Here is an 18,222-nt window from a genome sequence, read left to right as displayed (position 1 = left end):
CACAATTCGTGGGCCCGGCATCACAATCCCTGCATTGAGCCGAGATGCCGCTTTCGTTTAAGCAGGTCTCGAACGAACAGGGGGAATGCGCCATGGCCGATCGGCTTCGTCTGGGCGTCAACATCGACCATGTCGCCACGGTGCGGAACGCGCGCGGCGGCGCCCTGCCCGATCCGGTCCGCGCAGCGCATCTCGCCATCGCCTCCGGCGCCGACGGCATCACAGCCCATCTGCGCGAAGACCGCCGCCATATCCGCGACGCTGATATGGAGCGCCTGGCCAGCGAATTGACCAAGCCGCTCAATTTCGAGATGGGCGCGACCGAGGAAATGATCGCACTGGCGGAACGGCTCAAGCCGCATGCGGCCTGCCTCGTGCCGGAAAAGCGCGAGGAACGCACCACCGAGGGCGGCCTCGATGTCGTCGGGCAGGAAAGCCATCTGAAACCCGCCATTGCCCGCCTGAAAGCGGCTGGCAGCCGCGTCTCGCTGTTCATCGAGCCGGACGAGGCGCCGATCGCGATGGCCGCCAAGCTCGGAGCGCCGGTCATCGAACTGCATACCGGCAGTTGGTGCCATGCCCTCATCGACGGCGAGACGGCCAAGGCGGAGGCTGAGTTCCAGCGGCTGGCGAGCGGCGCGGCGCTGGGCACCAAGCTCGGGCTGGAAGTTCATGCCGGGCACGGCCTCGACTACGACACGGCGCGCACGCTCGCCCGCGTGCCGGCCTTCGTCGAGTTCAATATCGGCCATTTCCTGGTTGGCGAAGCCATCTTCATCGGCCTCGAAGAAGCGATCCGCCGGATGCGGCAGGCCATGGACGAGGGCCGCAGCGGGCGCTGAGCTCTCATTCGGCCTCAGGTAACCCGATCCGATTTCGGGAAGCTGTTCCTGTCCGGCGAAAAGCACGCTACATCGCCAGCATGATCCTCGGCATCGGCTCCGACCTCTGCGACATCACCCGGATCGAGCGTTCGCTCGAGCGTTTCGGCGAACGCTTCACGCATCGCGTCTTCACCGAAGGCGAGCGTAAGAAATCGGATCGCCGCGCGACCCGCGCGGCTTCCTATGCGCGTCGCTTCGCGGCGAAGGAGGCCTGCTCGAAGGCGCTGGGCACCGGCATGAGCCACGGCGTCTTCTGGCGCGACATGGAGGTCGTCAACCTGCCGGGTGGGCGTCCGACCATGCGATTGACTGGCGGCGCCGCAGAGCGGCTGAAGGCCATGACGCCGCCCGGCCATGAGGCCGTCGTCCATATCTCGCTGACGGACGATCCGCCGCTGGCGCAGGCATTCGTGGTGATCGAGGCGCGGCCGGTCGGCTGAGGCTCTTCCTCTGCAAACGCAAACCGCCGCCATTCCGGGGCACCACTTTGGCGATGCACCGGAACGGCGGCGGCTTTTGGAGCGCTAATGGCCTGCCCGGCCGCTCAGCGGCCGGTGACCTCGCCGGTCGGCTCGTCGCTCAGCCAGCGATAGGTCACGCCGCCGAGCACGCCGCCGAGCAGCGGCGCCACCCAGAACAGCCAGAGCTGCTGGATGGCCCAACCACCGACGAAGAGTGCCGGGCCGGTGCTGCGGGCCGGATTCACCGAGGTATTCGTCACGGGAATGCTGACGAGATGGATCAGGCATAGGCCGAGGCCGATCGCGAGCGGCGCGAAGCCGGCCGGCGCCTTGCCATGGGTCGAGCCCATGATGATGAAGAGGAACATCATGGTCATCACGACTTCCATCAGGAAGGCCGAGACGAGGTTGTACTTGCCGGGCGAATGTTCGGCGTAGCCGTTCGAGGCGAAGCCACCGGCGAGATCGAAACCCGGCGCGCCGCGTGCAATGAGATAGAGGACGCCCGCAGCGACGATGGCGCCGATCACCTGCGCCACGATGTAAGGAACGACCTGCCCCGCCGGGAAACGCCCGCCGGCTGCGAGGCCGACCGTCACCGCCGGATTGAGATGGCAGCCGGAGATATGGCCGATGGCATAGGCCATCGTCACGACCGTCAGGCCGAACGCGAGCGAAACGCCGAGCAACCCGATACCCACATTTGGAAATCCTGCGGCGATCACAGCACTGCCGCAACCCGCAAAGGTCAACCAGAACGTGCCGATGGCTTCGGCGACGAGCTTCTTCGTACTCATGAGTGATTCCCCCAAAGTGTCGCGCCAAACGATGCTGTTGACGAAAATGTGGGCCGTCAATCTGTCTCTGGGGTGAGAATCGCCCTGATGCTGCCGCTTTCCCGTTCTGGAGTCGCGTTTGCCATCTCTTCGCCAATCGATTGGCGCCCTTCCCCCTTACCGCTCTTGCGCGTTGTCGCAGGCGCGATAGTCGGCTAGACCGCGCGCTGGATCGCAGCCTCAGGAGCGCCCGCGTGGCCAACGACGTCGACAGCAAAAGCAAGGCGGCCAAGGAAGAAGGCGGCGTCTTCGAGACGATCAAGGTCGTCGTCCAGGCGCTGCTCATTGCGCTGGTCATCCGCACCCTGCTGTTCCAGCCCTTCAACATCCCCTCGGGCTCGCTGATCCCGACGCTGCTGATCGGCGACTACCTGTTCGTGTCGAAATACACCTACGGCTATTCGAAGCATTCGATCCCGTTCAGCCCGCCGCTGTTCTCAGGGAGGATTTGGGCGGCCGAGCCGAAGCGCGGCGATATCGCCGTATTCAAGCTGCCGAGCGACGGGTCGACCGATTATATCAAGCGCGTCATCGGCCTGCCGGGTGACCGCATCCAGATGATCGACGGCATCCTGCACATCAACAACCAGCCGGTGAAGCGCGAGCGCATCGCCGACTATGTGACCAGCGACAATTGGGGCCGCAGCGTCCCGGTGATCCGCTATATCGAAACGCTGCCGAACGGCGTCAGCCATGAGATCATCGAGCGCGAGGGCGATACCGGCACCTTCGACAACACGCAGGTCTTCGTCGTGCCACCCGGCCATTTCTTCATGATGGGCGACAACCGCGACAACTCGCTGGACTCGCGCGACCGCAGCGTCGGCTACGTGCCTTTCGAGAATTTCGTCGGGCGGGCCGAGATCATCTTCTTCTCGATCGAGGACGGCGCCTCGGCCTGGAAGATCTGGGAATGGCCTTACACGGTTCGCTGGAACCGTCTGTTCAGCACCATCAAGTGAGCAAGGTGGGCGACGGCGGGCGCAAGGCCCCGGACACGGCGCGGCTCGAAGCCGCGCTCGGGCACCGTTTCTCGGACCCGAGCCTTCTCGCGACCGCTCTCACCCATATGAGCGCCGAGGGTTCGCGCCTCGCCAGCTACCAGCGACTCGAATTCCTCGGCGATCGCGTGCTCGGCCTGTCGGTGGCCGACCTGCTATTCCGCCAGTTCCCGCAGTCGGAGGAAGGCAATCTCTCACGCCGGCTCGCCGATCTCGTTCGCAAGGAGACCTGCGCCGAGGTCGCTCTCGGCTGGAATCTCGGCCAGTTCATGCGGCTGGGCGAAGGCGAGATCCTGGGCGGCGCCCGCAAGAACAAGGCGATCCTGGCCGATGCCTGCGAGGCGATCATCGGGGCCGTCTTCATCGACGGCGGCTATGACGCTGCCCGCGCGCTGGTCGAGCGCGCCTTCGGCGAGCGCATGCTGAAGCCGGTCCGCCCCTTACGCGACGCCAAGACGGCGCTGCAGGAATGGGCGCAGGGACGCGGCTACCCAACGCCGACCTATAGCGAGCGCGGCCGCTCCGGCCCCGACCACGCACCGGTCTTCGTCGTTGCCGCCAGGATCACGGGGCTTGCCGACGCCGAGGCGCGCGGCCCATCCAAGCGGCTGGCCGAACAGGCCGCGGCCGAAACGTTCCTCAAGCGCGAAGGCCTGTGGAACGAGAACCCGGAAGGCGAGAATGTCTGAAACCGATCAAGCCACGCGCTGCGGCTTCGTCGCGCTGATCGGCGCGCCGAACGCCGGCAAGTCGACGCTGCTGAACCAGCTCGTCGGCGCCAAGATCTCGATCGTCTCGCGCAAGGTCCAGACGACGCGGACGCAGGTACGCGGCATCGCCCTTTCGGGCACGGCGCAGATCATTTTCGTCGATACACCCGGCATCTTCGCGCCCAAGCGCCGGCTCGACCGCGCGATGGTCACGAGCGCCTGGGGCGGTGCCACCGATGCCGACCTGATCGGCGTGCTCGTCGATGTCGCGCGCTTCGACCATGAGGAGAACACGGCGCTGTTCGAGAAGCTCGCCGAGCTGAAGCAGCCGAAATTCCTGATCCTGAACAAGATCGACACGGTGCCGAAAGAGAAGCTGCTCGATATCACCGCCAAGGTGAACGAGCGCGGCAGCTTCGAGACGACCTTCATGGTCGCAGCGCTGACCGGCTATGGCGTCAAGGACATCCTGGCCTGGCTGGAGAAGCGCCTGCCGCTCGGCCCCTGGCTCTATCCGGAAGACCAGATCTCGGACGCGCCCTTGCGCTTCCTCGCCGCCGAGATCACCCGCGAGAAGATGTTCGAGCGGCTGCATGATGAGCTGCCCTATCGCTCGACGGTCGAAACCGAGAGCTGGCAGCAGAAGCCGGACGGCTCCGTCCGCATCGAGCAGACGATCTATGTCGAGCGCGAAGGCCAGCGGAAGATCGTGCTCGGCGAAGGCGGCCAGACGATCAAGGCGATCGGCCAGAGAGCCCGCGTCGAGATCGCCGAGGCGGCCGAGGCCAAGGTCCATCTCTTCCTCTTCGTGAAGGTGCGCGAGAACTGGAGCGACGATCCGGAGCGCTATCGCGAGATGGGGCTGGAGTTCCCCAAGGGCAAAGCCTGAGCGGCGCGGACAACGCGATGCGCAGCGAGAAGGACAAGATGCTGGCCGGCGAGCTCTACCGGGCCGACAGCCCCGAGCTTATCGCCGATAACCGTCGCATCAGCGCCTGGATGGAGCGCTTCAATGCGACCGGCGCGACGCCGGAACAGCGGCCGGCGCTGTTGCGCGAAGCCTTCGGCCATGTCGGGCGGGACGTCGTCATCCGCCCACCCTTCCATTGCGACTACGGCTACAACATCAGCCTCGGCGATGGCGTCTTCCTCAACTTCAACTGCATCATCCTCGATGTCGTCGCGGTCACGATCGGCGACGGCACGCAGATCGGCCCCAGCGTGCAGATTCTGACCGCCGACCATCCGCGCGATCCCGAACAGCGCCGGCAGATGCTGGAATTCGGGCGCCGGGTCGTGATCGGGCGCAATGTCTGGATCGGCGGCGGCGCCATCATCCTGCCCGGAGTGACGATCGGCGACGACGCCATCATAGGCGCGGGCAGCGTGGTCACGCGCGACGTGCCTACCGGCCGCACCGCAGTCGGCAACCCGGCCCGCCTGCGGGCCTGACGCAGAGGTACCGTCACGCTGCGTCAAGGTGACACGGCCAACGCTTGTAACTTGTCAAATTTCAGTCGCGAAAGACATTGTTCGAACGCGTTTTGCTTCCATTTTCACGCCTTAAGATATTTCAGCAGGAGTGATTGCCATGAGCGGCGCACCGCGCATCGCGCTTTTCATCGATGGCGCCAATCTCTACGCCACCTCGAAGCAGCTTGGCTTCGACATGGACTACCGGCGCCTGCTGCGGGAGTTCCAGGGGCGCGGCAACCTGATCCGCGCCTTCTATTTCACCACGCTGGTGGAGAGCGAGGAATACTCCTCGATCCGGCCGCTGGTCGACTGGCTCGACTATAACGGCTACCGCGTCATCACCAAGGCGGCGAAGGAGTTCACGGACGCCACCGGCCGGCGCCGCGTCAAGGGCAACATGGATATCGAGCTGGCGATCGAGATGCTCGAGCTCGCGCCGCATCTCGACCAGATCTACCTGTTCTCCGGCGACGGCGATTTCCGGCCGCTGGTCGAGGCGGTGCAGCGCAAGGGCGTCAAGGTCTCGGTCGTCTCGACGATCTCGACCAATCCGCCGATGGTTTCGGACGAGTTGCGCCGGCAATGCGACGAGTTCGTCGATCTCGCCCAGCTCATGCAGAAGATCGGCCGCGACCCCGCCGAGCGCGCCAGCCGCAGCGGTACCGCCGCGCCGGGAACGCCCGCCAATCCGTCGCTGGAGCGCCGCTACGGCATCCGCCAGGGCGACGAGCCGGCGGAGGGGTAGGCCGCAGCCCTACCCACCCGTCTTCAGCAAGCGCTGCTTATCGCGGTTCCAGTCGCGCTCTTTCTCGGTCTCGCGCTTGTCGTGAAGCTTCTTGCCCTTGCCGAGGCCGAGTTCAACCTTCGCCCTGCCCCTGTCGTTGAAGTAGACCTTGAGCGGGATCAGGGCCATGCCATCGCGCTGGACCGCGCCCATCAGCTTGTTGATCTCCCGCCTGTGAAGCAGGAGCTTCCGCGGCCGACGGACCTCGTGATTGAAGCGGTTCGCCTCGAGATATTCCGGGATATGGGCGTTGAACAGAAACAGCTCCGTCCCCATCGGGCCGGCATAGCTCTCTCCAATCGTCGCCTTGCCGCCGCGCAGCGACTTGATCTCGGTCCCCTGCAGGGCGATGCCCGCCTCCACGGTTTCCTTGATCTCGTAGTTGAAGCGCGCCTTGCGGTTATCCGCGGCGAGACGATAGCGCTCCGGATCGGGTTTCTTCATGCCGTTCCGCTGAATCCATGCTGCTCGACCGGCCCTGCCAGAGCTTGAGAATCCGATTCGGAATCGGCGCCCAAGCCCTTGAAAATACCGGTCTTGTCATTCTTCCGTCCACCCCGGCGGGGCGGGCGAATGGCCGTGCCTATCCAGATCGGCCATTCGCCCTACTTAAGCATTCAACAGCCCGGCGAAAACCATGGCTTCGCGAATGACCTTGCCCGTCGCCGGGGTCACTGGCAGCAGAGGCAGGCGAACTTCCTCCTCGATGCGGCCGAGCAGGGCCAGACCGTGCTTGGCGCCGGCGAGACCGGGCTCCTTGAAGATAGCGTCATGGAGTGGCACCAGCCGGTCCTGCACCTTCAGCGCACCGGCATAGTCGCCCTTCTGGACCGCTTCCATCAGGTCGGCGCAAAGGCGCGGCGCGACATTGGCGACGACCGAGATGCAGCCATGGCCGCCGGCCGCCATATAGGCGAGCGCGGTCATATCCTCGCCGGAGAGCTGGATAAAATCCGGCCCCATGGCGTGGCGCTGCTGCGAGACGCGGGCGAGATTGGCGGTAGCATCCTTCACGCCGGCGATGTTCTTGAGCTCGTACAGCCGGGTCATCGTCTCGACCGACATATCCACCACCGAGCGCGGCGGGATGTTGTAGATGATGATCGGGATGCCGATCGCATCGTTCACCGCCTTGAAGTGCTGGTACATGCCTTCCTGGGTCGGCTTGTTGTAGTAGGGCGTGACCACGAGCACGGCATCGGCGCCGGCCTTCTCGGCATGAACCGCGAGATCGACCGCCTCGATCGTGTTGTTCGAGCCGGCACCGGCGATGACCGGGACGCGACCCTTGTTCTGATCGATGACGATCTCGACGACGCGCTTGTGCTCGTCATGCGACAGCGTCGGGCTTTCGCCGGTGGTGCCGACGGGCACGAGCCCGGTCGAGCCGTTGTCGATCTGCCATTCGACCAGCGCGCGCAGCGCCTGCTCGTCGACCTTGCCGGATTTGAACGGTGTGACCAGAGCGGGCATCGAGCCGGCGAAGGCAATGTGCTTGGTCATGAGGACGATCCTAGGGCGAAAAGCGAGTTGCAGGGCCGCCACACATAAACCGTCGTTCCGCCAAGGCAAAGCCGGCAAGCCATGAAAATGCGTGGCCTCATAGTTAAGCCTCTGTAAACTGCCTTCCCCGACCATTCCCCGATGACCATCCGAGCCTGGAGTTCCGCCATGGCCTCGCCTGCTGCCGTGAGGAGACTGATCGGCCTGCTGCTGCCTGCCATGCTCTCGGCGTCATCGACGCTCGCGGGCGATGACGGCATGCTCGCGAGCCAGCGCAAGCTCGCCATGCTCGGCGATGTCGAGACCACCAGTGCGCTGCCGCCCTATCCCACCAACGCCTTACGCGGCGAGACGCCCATCAACGTGGAGGCCGTGAAGGCGGTCGTCGCCGCCTATCGCCGCGGCGCGCTGACCGAAGGCGACGAACTCGCCGCGCGCATCGACGATCGTTCGACTCGCTCGCTGCTCGAATGGGTCGCGATCCATGCCAATGCTGGCGCGGTGCCCTTCCTGCGGATCGACGCCTTCCTGCGCGATCACCCGAACTATCCCGCCACGACCCGTTTTCGACGCCGCGCCGAAGAAGCGCTGATCGCTGAGAAAAAGAGCCCGGCGATCGTGCGCGCCTTCTTCCATGGCCAGCAGCCGGTCTCGCCGGCCGGGCGGGTTGCGCTGGCGCTCGCACTCCAGGATGAAGGCAAGGTCGAGGAGGCTGCCACCCTTATCCGCCGGACCTGGCGCAAGGACCCGTTCGGGCAATCGCTGGAAAAGATCGCGCTCGGCGCCTTCGAGGCGGTGCTGACCAAGGACGATCATCGCCTGCGCACCGAGCGTTTCCTGTTCCGCGAGAATGGCGAGGCGGCCCTGCGCAACGCCGCCCGCGTCTCGGCCGATTATGTCGTGCTGGCCAAGGCGCGGCTGGCCAGCGCCAAGGCGCGCCGGCCGATTGCCGAGAAGCTGATTTCAGCCGTGCCGGCCTCGCTGCGCGGCGATGTCTCCTTCGCCTTCCTGCAAGCGCAGCAAGCGCGCCGCAGCGACAAGCTCGACGACGCCGTGAAGGCGTTGACTGCGATTCCCCGCGACCCATCCTTGCTCGGCGACGGCGATGGCTGGTGGGAGGAGCGGCGCATCATCGCGCGCAAACTCCTCGATGCCGGCCAAGCGCAGAAGGCCTATGAGGTCGCGTCCGGCCATGGCGCGGAGGATGCGGCCGAGCGGATCGAGGCCGAATGGCATGCCGGCTTCATCGCGCTGCGCTTCCTCAAGAAGCCGGATGTCGCGCTCAAGCATTTTGATGCGGCGGCGGGTATCGCCGAGACGCCGATCTCGATCGCACGCGCAGCCTATTGGCAGGGCCGCGCCTATGAAGACCTCGGCAAGCCCGATGAGGCCAAGGCCGCCTTCGGCAAGGCCGCGGAGCAGCCGGTCGCCTATTACGGGCAACTGGCGCGGGCGAAGCTCGGGCTCTCCGGCCTGCCGCTGCGACGGACGGTGGCGGCCGGGCTCGACACCCTGCCGGGGCATCGCGCCGTGCGCCTGCTCTACCGCATCGGCGAGCGCGATCTCGCCACGCTGATGCTGAACGACCTGGCGCAGCGTCTGCACACGACCGAGGCGCTGGAGGCGATCGCCGCCATCGCCAGGCGCGAGACCGATGCGCGCGCGCAGGTCGGCATCGGCAAGGCTGCGCTGCAACGTGGCTTTCCGCTCGACATGACCGCCTATCCGATCAACGGCATCCCGAGCTTCGACGTGCTCGGCGACCCAATGGAGCGAGCCATCGTCCATGCCATCGCCCGCCAGGAGAGCGCCTTCGACCCGGCCGCGATGTCCGGCGCCGGCGCGCGCGGGCTGATGCAGATGATGCCCGCAACGGCCCGCGAGACGGCAAGGCGCGCCGGCCTGCCCTTCGACTGGGACAAGCTGGGGCAGGACCCTCTCTATGCGGCGCGGATGGGCGCAGCCCATCTCAACGACCTGCTCAAGGAGTGGCGCGGCTCCTATATCCTGACCTTCGCCGCCTATAACGCCGGCTCGCCCAATGTGAAGAAATGGATCGCGGCCTATGGCGACCCACGCGATCCGGAGGTCGACGCCGTCGACTGGGTCGAACGCATCCCCTTCTCCGAGACGCGCAACTACGTTCAGCGCGTGATGGAGAACCTGCAGGTCTATCGCGAGCGCCTGAACCAGCGCACCGCCTACCTGATCGATTACGACCTGAAGCGCGGCGGCAAGCGGGACTGAGGCCATCAAACCACCCTTGTCATTCCGGGGCTTCGCGTAGCGAAGAACCCGGAACCCACGACCGGGAGCCGCCTGCAAATCGACATCCATTGTTTCACCCAGTCGTGGGCTCCGGGTTCGCGCCTGCGGCGCGCCCCGGAATGACAACCGTGGCGGTTCCAAACGTTCCTACGACGACCTTCCCCGTCGATTGCAATATTTGAAACTTTCAATTACTTTCTGCCGGCAGCGGAGGAATTTCGATGCTGCAGGACATTGCCGATTTCGCGCCCACGCTTGAGGCCTGGCGCCGCGACCTTCACGCCCATCCCGAAATCGCCTTCCAGGAATTCCGAACCTCGGACTTCGTCGCCAAGACGCTCGCCTCCTTCGGCATCGAGGTGCATCGCGGACTCGGCGGCACCGGGCTCGTCGGCGTCATCAAGGGCGCGGCGGAAGGACCGACCATCGGCCTGCGCGCCGACATGGACGCGCTGGCCATGGAGGAGGATACCGGGCTCGATTACCGTTCCACCACCAAGAACCAGTTCCATGGCTGCGGCCATGACGGTCATACGGTCATGCTGCTGGCCGCGGCGCGCCATCTCGCCGCCAACCCGCCAAAGCGCGGCAAAGTCCATCTGATCTTCCAGCCGGCCGAGGAGATCGGCCAGGGCGCCGAGCGGATGATCGCGGACGGGCTGTTCGAGCGCTTCCCCTGCTCCGAGGTCTACGCGCTTCACACCATCCCGCTCTACGAGGAAGGCACGGCCGCCGTCCGCCCGGGTCCGACGCTGAGCGGCACGACCGTGTTCGAGATCACGATCAAGGGCAAGGGCGGCCATGGCGCGGCACCCCATACCACAAACGACCCGTTGCAGGTCGCGGCGCGGCTCGCGACCGAGATCTCCTCGATGGTCGGGCGACATGTCGACCCGATGCAGCCGGCGGTGATCAGCCTCGGCAAGCTCATCGCCGGCACGGCCTCCAACATCATCCCCGACTCGGCCGAGCTCAGCGGCACGATCCGCACGTATAACCCCGAGACGGAGGCCCGCATCATCGACAAACTCGATGTCGCCTGCCGCGGCTTCGCGCTGATGTCGGGCTGCACGATCACCTGCACGAAGAAGGCGAGCTGCCCGCCCTGCCTCAACGATCCCCGCGCCGCCGCAGCGGCGGCCGCTGCGGCGGGTCAGGTGCTCGGCGAGGCCAATGTGCAGGCCGATCTGACGCCTCTGCCCTTCTCCGACGATTTTGCACTGATGCTGCGGCAATGGCCGGGCGCCTATATATTCCTCGGCCAGCCCGGCGCGATGTGCCACCATCCGACCTTCGATTTCGACGACCGGCTGATCCCGGTCGGCGCCAGCATCCTGTGCCGCCTCGTCGAGCGCCAGACCGGAGCCAACGCATGACCGCCGCCGCGATCCCGAGCGCCGAGCCGCGCTCCTCCGCTATGATCCGCCGCGCCGTGATCTCCTCGGTGATCGGCAACGGCCTCGAATGGTACGATTTCCTGGTCTACGGCTTCTTCGCCACGATCATCGCGCAGGTCTTCTTCCCGACCTCCGATCCGCTGGTCTCGACGCTGCTGACGGCGGCGACCTTCGCGATCTCCTTCCTCGTCCGGCCGGTCGGCGGCGTGCTGCTCTCGACCTATGCCGACCGCTTCGGCCGCAAGCCGATCCTGACGGTAATGATCCTGATCATGGGATTCTCGACCGTGCTGATCGGCCTGACGCCGGGCTACGCGACGATCGGTATCCTCGCGCCGATCCTCGTTATCCTCGCGCGCATCCTGCAGGGCATCTCGGTCGGCGCCGAATTCGCTTCGGCCACCGCCATGCTGGTCGAATACGCCCCGCCCGGCCGCAAGATGATGTTCGGCAGCTTCCAGATGTGCTCGCAGGCGCTCGCGCTCGCGCTGGCAGCCTTCTCCGGCTATGCGCTGGCGACGCTGCTGACGCCTCAGGACCTGCAAGGCTGGGGCTGGCGCATTCCCTTCCTGCTGGGCTCGCTGATCACGCCGCTCGGCTTCTATATCCGCCGCTTCGTCGACGAATCCCCGGAATACGAGAAGGACAGCGGACAAAGCGAAGGGCATACGCCGTTCCGCGCCGTGCTCGCCGAGCACCGCAACGCGCTGCTGCGCTGTTTCGGCATCATGATCCCCGGCACGGCCTCGAACTATGTCTGGTTCATCTTCCTGCCGGGCTATGTCATCCGCCAGCTCAAACTGCCCTTCACCAGCGCCATGCTGAGCTCGCTGATCGGCGGCATTCTGCTCTTCATCTTCGTGCCGATCATGGGGCATCTCGCCGATCGCTGGAGCGCCTTCCGCGTCTGGCTGCTTGGCATGTTGAGCTTCGCGCTGCTCTCCTATCCGCTGCTGGCCTATGTCGTGGCGCAGCCGAGCTTCGAGCGCCTGCTCGCAGCGCAGGCGATCTGCGCGCTCTCGATCGCCGCGATCTGGGCGCCGACGCCCGGCCTGCTCGCCGGCATGTTCCCGACCCAGGTGCGCTCGACCGGCATGTCGATCGCCTACAATGTCGTGGTGCTGCTGTTCGGCGGGCTCGCGCCCTTCACCCTGACCTGGCTTGTGGCGCAGACGGGCTCGGACATGGTGCCGTCCTACTATCTCATCGCCTGCACGGCAGTCTCGCTGCTCGCGCTGAGCCTGGCCAGCAGGACACGCGCGCAAAACTGATCCACAAGCCTCGCCAAGGGAGCCCGATGGCCCGCGACCCCTTCCTGACCTTCCGGCTCGACCAGTTGAGCCAGACCGCGATGGCGAAGGCCTCGCAGGTCTACAAGGAACGGCTCGGCCTCAATATCCGCGAGTTACGGGTCTTGCGCGCCATCGGCGATCAGCCGGGGCTGTCGTCCCGGACCCTGTCGGAAGCGACCTTCATCGAGCAGACGCTGGTCTCCAAGCACCTGCGCAAGCTGGTCGATGCCGGCCTCGTCCAGCGCGAGTTGGAAAGCGCCGATGCGCGACGCGTCGCCCTGCATCTGACCATGCAGGGTGAAGCGATCCGGCAAGAGGCCGACAGACTGGGCGAGGAGATGGAGCGCGATTTCCTGTCGGTTCTGACGCCGGAGGAACTCGCCCAGTTCAATCGATGCATCGACAAGCTGCGCCGCTGGGGCGCTTCCTGAGCCGAAAGCCGGCTTCCGCAGTCGCCGACGCCATGGTTAGGTGCGTCCCCCTGCATGTTTCGAGTCCCCGATGCCCGAATCCGGTTTCACCTCCCGCTTCGTCAGCGCCAGCGACGGGCTCAAGCTGCACTATCGCGATTACGGTCCGCTCGCAGCAACCGCACTGCCCGTCATCTGCCTGCCCGGCCTTGCTCGCACCGCAGCCGATTTCCACGAGCTGGCGCTCGCCCTCGCGCAGGATGAGGACAAGCCGCGCCGTGTGCTGGCGCTCGACTATCGCGGCCGGGGCCTGTCCGAATACGACAAGAACTGGAAGAACTACGATATCCGCATCGAACTCGACGACCTCGTCCAAGTGCTGGTTGCGGCCGGCATCGACCAGGCGGTCTTCGTCGGCACCTCGCGCGGCGGCCTCCTGACGATGGCGCTGGCGGCGGCGCGGCCCGCCCTCATCCGCGGCGTCGCCTTCAACGATGTCGGCCCGGTGATCGATGCGCGCGGCCTGCTGCGCATCCGTGGCTATGTCGGCAAGCTGCCGGTGCCGCGCAGCTTCCAGGAAGGCGCCGAGATCCTGAAGCGGCTCTCCGACCAGCAGTTCCCGGCGCTGGGCGAAGCGGAATGGGAGATGATGGCGCATCGCACCTGGACGGATCGCGACGGTGCGCTCCGGCCCGATTATGACGTCAAGCTGATGAAGGTGCTGGAGGAGCTCGATCTCGAGGCGCCGCTGCCGGTGCTCTGGACCTATTTCGATGCACTCAAGGCCGTGCCGATGCTGGCGATACGCGGTGCCAATTCCGACCTCCTGGCGGAGAAGACCCTGGAGGAGATGGCGGAGCGCCATCCCGATTGCGAGATCTACACCGCGCCCGGCCAGGGCCATGCCCCGCTGCTCGGCACCAAAGACATGATCCGGCGGATCGCCAAGCTGATCGGGCGCGCGGAGCGGCGCGCAGCCTGATCCGGGTCAGGATTTCGGGTGCTTGACCTCGGCCTTGCCCTCGACAACCTCCGCGATATTCTCCTGCCCGGCCGTGCCGTCGTCGCGCGAGGTCTCGACCTCCCCGGCCTTGGCCCGCCTGGCGAACTCGGTCTCGCTCCCGGCCGCCAGGAGCTTGGCCTGGCCGACCCAGTCTTCGCGCTCGATTCGGCCGGGGAAGGCGAGATAGCCGCCAACCCACTCGACATTCTCGGCCGTCCAATTGGCGATCTGCTCGAAATGCCAGATGCCGAGGCCGTGCAACCGGCCTTCGTTCTGCCGGCCGATGCCCTTGATCAGCTTCAGATCGTCGGCCTTGTCGTCGCGGGCCGCCACGAGCCCGGCCGGGCGCTGGCCGGGCAGCTCCGCTTCGTTCTCGACCGGTGGAAGTTGCGGTTGCGCGAGCGATGCAATGGAAGAAGAAGCCTCAGCGGTAGCCGGCGCGAGAATGGCCACGGCAGCCGAACCAGCCTGCGCAACTCCCGCTGTAGCCGTCCTGCGAAGGAGGGTCGCGCCGACACAGCCCGCCCAGTAGACTGCCGTGAACAGCAACGCCGTCTCGACCCAGGTCGCCGCCAGGCCGTTCAAAAGCTGAACCCAGGTCAGGGCAGCTCCGGCAATCCAGAGCGCGGCCAGCACGCTCCAGGCCCCGCTCCAGAGGCGGGACTTGCCGCCATCATGGCTGATCCAGCCCATGGCGAAGCCGAGGCCGAAGGCGGCGAGCAGGAACCAGGCGAATTGGCTGGCGAGATAGAGCATCTCTGTCTCCTATTTCGCCACAGTGAACTGGACACGGCGGTTCATCGCGCGGGCTTCCGGCGCCTCATGCGGCACGAGCGGGCGGGTGCTGCCGTAGCCCTTGACGGCGAGCTTGCCGGGATCGATGCCGCGCCGGGCCAGCTCGTCGCGCACGCGCAGGGCGCGGCGCAGCGACAGATCCACATTGTCGAAGCCGCGCCTTTCGCCGTCCCGGTTGGCATGGCCCTCGATCACGACCGGAGAACCTGGGCATTTCTTCAGGATGGCGGCAGCCTCGCTGATCACCCGTTCGGTCGTGGCGTCGAGTTCGACGACCGAGGTTCCCTGGCCGAACAGGACCGTGTTGCGCTTCGTCAGCCCGTCCAGATCGTTCTGGCAGCTCGCCGGCGGATCGACCACGCAGCCGGTCTGGCGCAACCCCACCACCGCATCGGCCTTGAAGCCCGGTGGCAGTCCAGTCGCTGCACTGGTTTCGATCTCGCTCTTGATCAGGTCGCGGCAGGTCAATCCGCGCAGCGTGACATGGCCGTCCACCACCGATGCCGATCCAAGGTCGAGGCGCAGGAGATCGGCAAGTACCGTGCGAGCCGCTTCGGCGAAACCGGCCGGCGCCCCGGGAACCAGCGTCGCCGCATCCTCGTATCGATCCTTGAGCGGCGAATCCGTCACCAGTGCACGCAGCGATGCTTGCGTCGCCTGATCAGGCAGGTAGCCGGAGAGGCGCAGGCCGGTCCGATCCGCCGAGAGCGACAGGCCATAGGGCCGCACGACGACGTTGTCCGGCATGGCGGCGACTTCCAGGCCAGTGGGGGCCTTGTGGGCGAGGAGATCCTGCAGTGCCGCCAAGCTCGCAACATCGGCGACTTCGCCCGCAACGGCGAAGGTCTTCTCGCGAATGCTGACCGATCCCGCCTTCAGTTTGGCCAAGGCCTCCAGCGCAAAGGCGGTCGACGCCGGCAGGTCGAGCTCAGATCGCAGCCCCGGCTCCACGACCATGCGATCGTCGACAGCCGCCTGGCCGAAGAGATTGCGGATCATGGCCAGGATGGCCGCGCGAGCCGCCTCATCCGGCAGCTTTCCGTTCAGGCGCAGGCCACTTTCGCTGCGCACAGCGCTCCATTCCAGCGGCACAAGTGCAACCGCGCGCGGTGCCACCACCGACGTGCTGGCCGAGGGCGTGAGATTTGAGCCCTGCGGTGCCGGAACGTCCGGTGCCGGAGGCGGCGCAGGATTCTCCGGCCTCGGCGAAGCCGGCAGGACATCATCCAGGATCAAGCCCGGCACCTCGGGCATCGGCACGACGACCGGCACCGGAGGGCAGGCGATCGTGGCGCGCGCGACCGAATCCGGGCCATCCATCTGGGCGATTTGCAGACGCAAAGCCTGGCAGGCTTCATAGGTCTCAGGCCCCTTTCCGCTCAGCGCATAGTCGTCGCCATCGATCTCGGCCTTTCCTTCCCGCAGCCGCGCCAGATCGCCGAGCGCGCGCGTCACCTTCGCAAGGAAAGCCGAGGGCGCCCCAAGCGCTGGCTTCATCCCATCGCGGACAGCCGCGCCCGCTCCGAACGCCTGGCGCGCCGCAGCCAGAATCTGCCCGCGAACGTCCCGATCCGGATAAAGGCCGCGCATCACCACTCCGCCACCGGCCTCATGCTCGGCGCTCCAGCGATAGGGCGTAACGGTCGGCGGCTCGATATCGCATTTGACCGCACGAAAACCCGGCCGCTCAGCTTGCGGCGCCGCGGCTTCGAGAGCGAGGAACGCATCCGAGCTGACAGCTTTCCCTTCGATGCAGAACCGGCCGTCATCGAGCGCGACGCGTCCAGAAGCCAGTTTCGGCAACTCGGCGAGCATCGCCACGGCCATCGCCGCAAAACCTTCCGGCGCTCCGAAGGCTACGGTCTGGCGGTCATCGATCCGCGAGCCGGGCAAGGCTGCCGCAGCTACTGCCATATTGGCCGCGGCCGTATCGAGATCCGGCACGAAGCCGCCGATCGTCACTCCGTCCGACTGGCGGCTCGCGAACCAGGAATAAGGCTTCTGGGCGACAACCTGTGACAAGCCACCGAGCGTGCGGCGCACGCCGAACTCGCCATGCAGGCGGGCCATGGCCTTGTTCGCTCCGTCCGAGGACAAGACTTCGCCGCCGATCGTAACGTCTCGGCCATCGACCTGGGCAACGACCGGGCGCGCCCCCGGCGCCGTGCCAGCCACCGCCGCGACAGCTTGCTCGGCGCGCTGGCCGACATCGCGCTGGAGCGCGGCATCGAGCGCGAGATTTGCAACTCCCCACAGCAGGCCCAGCGGGACCAGCCCCCAGAGCCAACGCGCCGGTTGAGACATGCACAGCCCCCTGCCCGCGCAGACCACAAGGTTCCGCGCAGCCCCCATTATCGGGAACGCTCCCGTTTTTTTCAAAGGCTTATTGAGCGATCCGCAGATATCGATTCAGCGAATGCCAAGCGCCCCCGAGTGGAACGGACGCCGGAGCATTCGTGCGCGATCATGGCCGCGAGCAATGGTGGCCCGTCAACAGCGTGGCCGGACAACCCACATAAAAAAGAAGCCCCGGGTTTCCCCAGGGCTTCCTGACTAGAGATCGGAAACCGATCAGAAGTCGCGCTGGATGCGCAGACGGCCCTGGAAGGAGTCGTCCGACTTGGTCAGCACGCCGGCCGGGCGGCCAGCCGCCTGGACGAAGTTCTTGACCTTGGCGTTGGCGTAGAGAACCTCGACGCCGATGTCGAGACCAGCAACCGGCGACCAGATCAGGTTCGAACCGACGCGCCACTCAACCGGATCCAGGCCAACGTTGCCCAGAGCGCCGATGTTGTTCGAGTAGTCGAGCTTCGAGTACGAACCATACACGGCCTGACGGATCGTGGGGGTCCAGTAGTGCAGGAAGCCGGCGGTCAGGGCGTAGCCCTTGGTCAGCTTGACCGAACCGAAGACGTCGGCGTTGACGTCAGAGTTCGTGACCAGCAGACGACCGACGTTGGTGTTGGCACCCCAGGCCGCGCCGGCGCCATTGCCGCCGTAGCCGAGGTAGGAGAGACCGCCTTCGGCGTAAGCAGCCTGCAGCCAGAGCTCGTCGCCAGCGGCGAGCATCGGCAGGCTGATCTTCACGCCAGCCTGCAGGGCGAAGCCGGTCTTGTCACCCGAGCCGACGCCGACGCTGGCGACGGTCTTGCGCTGGAACACGGCACCCGACAGCTGAGCGGAGCCCCAGCCCTGCGTGACGTTCAACGAACCGACGAGATCCGGATAGTCCGAACCGCCCTGGACGAAGTTGCCGTTGGCAACGCGATGCTCGTTGGAGTCTTCGAGGGCGATCGTCGCCGAGAAGCCGCTGCCGAAGGTGGCGGTGTAGGCGAGCAGGTTGACGACGTTGTCCGAGCCACGGATCGGGCCGTAGTTCAGAGCGTCAGCGTAGAAGTCGAA

General features: G+C 66.0%; 18 protein-coding genes. 12 read left to right on the top strand and 6 right to left on the bottom strand.

The window, feature by feature from the left end:
* The first annotated feature begins 92 nt into the window (after window positions 1-92).
* Window positions 93-842 carry a pyridoxine 5'-phosphate synthase gene (locus Q0Q36_RS10990; protein ID WP_293798130.1) on the top strand — a complete coding sequence of 250 codons (750 nt, stop codon included), beginning with the start codon at window positions 93-95 and terminating at the stop codon, window positions 840-842.
* Between the two features lie 80 nt (window positions 843-922).
* Window positions 923-1,324, top strand: coding sequence for a holo-ACP synthase (acpS, locus tag Q0Q36_RS10985; protein ID WP_293798128.1), 402 nt, complete (start codon window positions 923-925; stop codon window positions 1,322-1,324).
* A gap of 104 nt (window positions 1,325-1,428) precedes the next feature.
* Here acpS and aqpZ read toward each other — a convergent pair whose 3' ends face one another.
* A complete protein-coding gene (gene aqpZ, locus Q0Q36_RS10980) occupies window positions 1,429-2,142 on the bottom strand; it encodes an aquaporin Z (protein ID WP_293798127.1) in 714 nt (237 codons plus the stop codon).
* 233 nt (window positions 2,143-2,375) lie between these two features.
* Here aqpZ and lepB point away from each other — a divergent pair, with 233 nt between their 5' ends.
* The 5 genes from lepB to Q0Q36_RS10955 all read left to right on the top strand — a co-directional run bounded on the left by lepB (window position 2,376) and on the right by Q0Q36_RS10955 (window position 6,113).
* On the top strand, window positions 2,376-3,143 hold the full coding sequence (lepB, locus tag Q0Q36_RS10975) for a signal peptidase I (RefSeq protein ID WP_293798126.1): 768 nt from the start codon (window positions 2,376-2,378) through the stop codon (window positions 3,141-3,143).
* A gap of 5 nt (window positions 3,144-3,148) precedes the next feature.
* Window positions 3,149-3,871, top strand: coding sequence for a ribonuclease III (rnc, locus tag Q0Q36_RS10970; RefSeq protein ID WP_293798232.1), 723 nt, complete (start codon window positions 3,149-3,151; stop codon window positions 3,869-3,871).
* Window positions 3,864-4,781 (top strand): GTPase Era, encoded by a 918-nt coding sequence (gene era / locus Q0Q36_RS10965; RefSeq protein WP_293798125.1) that lies wholly within the window; start codon window positions 3,864-3,866, stop codon window positions 4,779-4,781. Before rnc ends, era begins: the two co-directional genes overlap by 8 nt.
* 17 nt (window positions 4,782-4,798) lie before the next feature.
* A complete protein-coding gene (locus Q0Q36_RS10960; RefSeq protein ID WP_293798123.1) occupies window positions 4,799-5,344 on the top strand; it encodes a sugar O-acetyltransferase in 546 nt (181 codons plus the stop codon).
* A gap of 139 nt (window positions 5,345-5,483) precedes the next feature.
* Window positions 5,484-6,113: an NYN domain-containing protein gene (locus Q0Q36_RS10955; RefSeq protein WP_293798121.1), complete on the top strand. Its 630-nt coding sequence runs from the start codon at window positions 5,484-5,486 to the stop codon at window positions 6,111-6,113.
* Window positions 6,114-6,122: 9 nt separating this feature from the next.
* Here Q0Q36_RS10955 and smpB read toward each other — a convergent pair whose 3' ends face one another.
* Both smpB and dapA read right to left on the bottom strand, forming a co-directional pair.
* Window positions 6,123-6,596, bottom strand: a complete 474-nt coding sequence (gene smpB, locus Q0Q36_RS10950; protein WP_293798119.1) for an SsrA-binding protein SmpB — start codon at window positions 6,594-6,596, stop codon at window positions 6,123-6,125.
* Between the two features lie 165 nt (window positions 6,597-6,761).
* Window positions 6,762-7,655 carry a 4-hydroxy-tetrahydrodipicolinate synthase gene (dapA, locus tag Q0Q36_RS10945; protein WP_293798117.1) on the bottom strand — a complete coding sequence of 298 codons (894 nt, stop codon included), beginning with the start codon at window positions 7,653-7,655 and terminating at the stop codon, window positions 6,762-6,764.
* Window positions 7,656-7,823: 168 nt separating this feature from the next.
* On the opposite strand from dapA, the gene Q0Q36_RS10940 reads away from it, so the two are divergent.
* The 5 genes from Q0Q36_RS10940 (at window position 7,824) to Q0Q36_RS10920 (ending at window position 14,004) form a co-directional block, all read left to right on the top strand.
* Window positions 7,824-9,902 (top strand): lytic transglycosylase domain-containing protein, encoded by a 2,079-nt coding sequence (locus Q0Q36_RS10940; protein WP_293798116.1) that lies wholly within the window; start codon window positions 7,824-7,826, stop codon window positions 9,900-9,902.
* Between the two features lie 242 nt (window positions 9,903-10,144).
* The gene (locus Q0Q36_RS10935; protein WP_293798115.1) at window positions 10,145-11,299 is read left to right on the top strand and encodes an amidohydrolase; all 1,155 of its coding nucleotides are present in this window, start codon (window positions 10,145-10,147) and stop codon (window positions 11,297-11,299) included.
* Entirely contained in the window at window positions 11,296-12,591 is a 1,296-nt protein-coding gene (locus Q0Q36_RS10930; protein ID WP_293798114.1) for an MFS transporter, read from the top strand. The genes Q0Q36_RS10935 and Q0Q36_RS10930 overlap by 4 nt, the downstream gene beginning before the upstream one ends.
* 26 nt (window positions 12,592-12,617) lie before the next feature.
* Complete coding sequence (locus Q0Q36_RS10925) at window positions 12,618-13,043, top strand: MarR family transcriptional regulator (RefSeq protein WP_293798112.1); 426 nt, start codon at window positions 12,618-12,620, stop codon at window positions 13,041-13,043.
* Window positions 13,044-13,113: 70 nt separating this feature from the next.
* Window positions 13,114-14,004: an alpha/beta hydrolase gene (locus Q0Q36_RS10920; protein WP_293798110.1), complete on the top strand. Its 891-nt coding sequence runs from the start codon at window positions 13,114-13,116 to the stop codon at window positions 14,002-14,004.
* 6 nt (window positions 14,005-14,010) lie between these two features.
* On the opposite strand, the gene Q0Q36_RS10915 is transcribed toward Q0Q36_RS10920, so the two are convergent.
* The 3 genes from Q0Q36_RS10915 to Q0Q36_RS10905 all read right to left on the bottom strand — a co-directional run.
* Window positions 14,011-14,781, bottom strand: coding sequence for a hypothetical protein (locus tag Q0Q36_RS10915; RefSeq protein WP_293798108.1), 771 nt, complete (start codon window positions 14,779-14,781; stop codon window positions 14,011-14,013).
* Window positions 14,782-14,790: 9 nt separating this feature from the next.
* Complete coding sequence (locus tag Q0Q36_RS10910; protein WP_293798105.1) at window positions 14,791-17,124, bottom strand: OmpA family protein; 2,334 nt, start codon at window positions 17,122-17,124, stop codon at window positions 14,791-14,793.
* A gap of 267 nt (window positions 17,125-17,391) precedes the next feature.
* Window positions 17,392-18,222: porin (locus tag Q0Q36_RS10905; RefSeq protein WP_293798102.1), on the bottom strand; the 831-nt coding region annotated here is incomplete at its 5' end.

The sequence above is a fragment of the uncultured Allobosea sp. genome (genome assembly GCF_945957345.1).
In the GTDB taxonomy this organism is placed as follows: domain Bacteria; phylum Pseudomonadota; class Alphaproteobacteria; order Rhizobiales; family Beijerinckiaceae; genus Allobosea.
The sequence above is the reverse complement of the archived record's forward strand: the minus strand, read 5'-3'. Positions and strand labels throughout refer to the sequence as shown.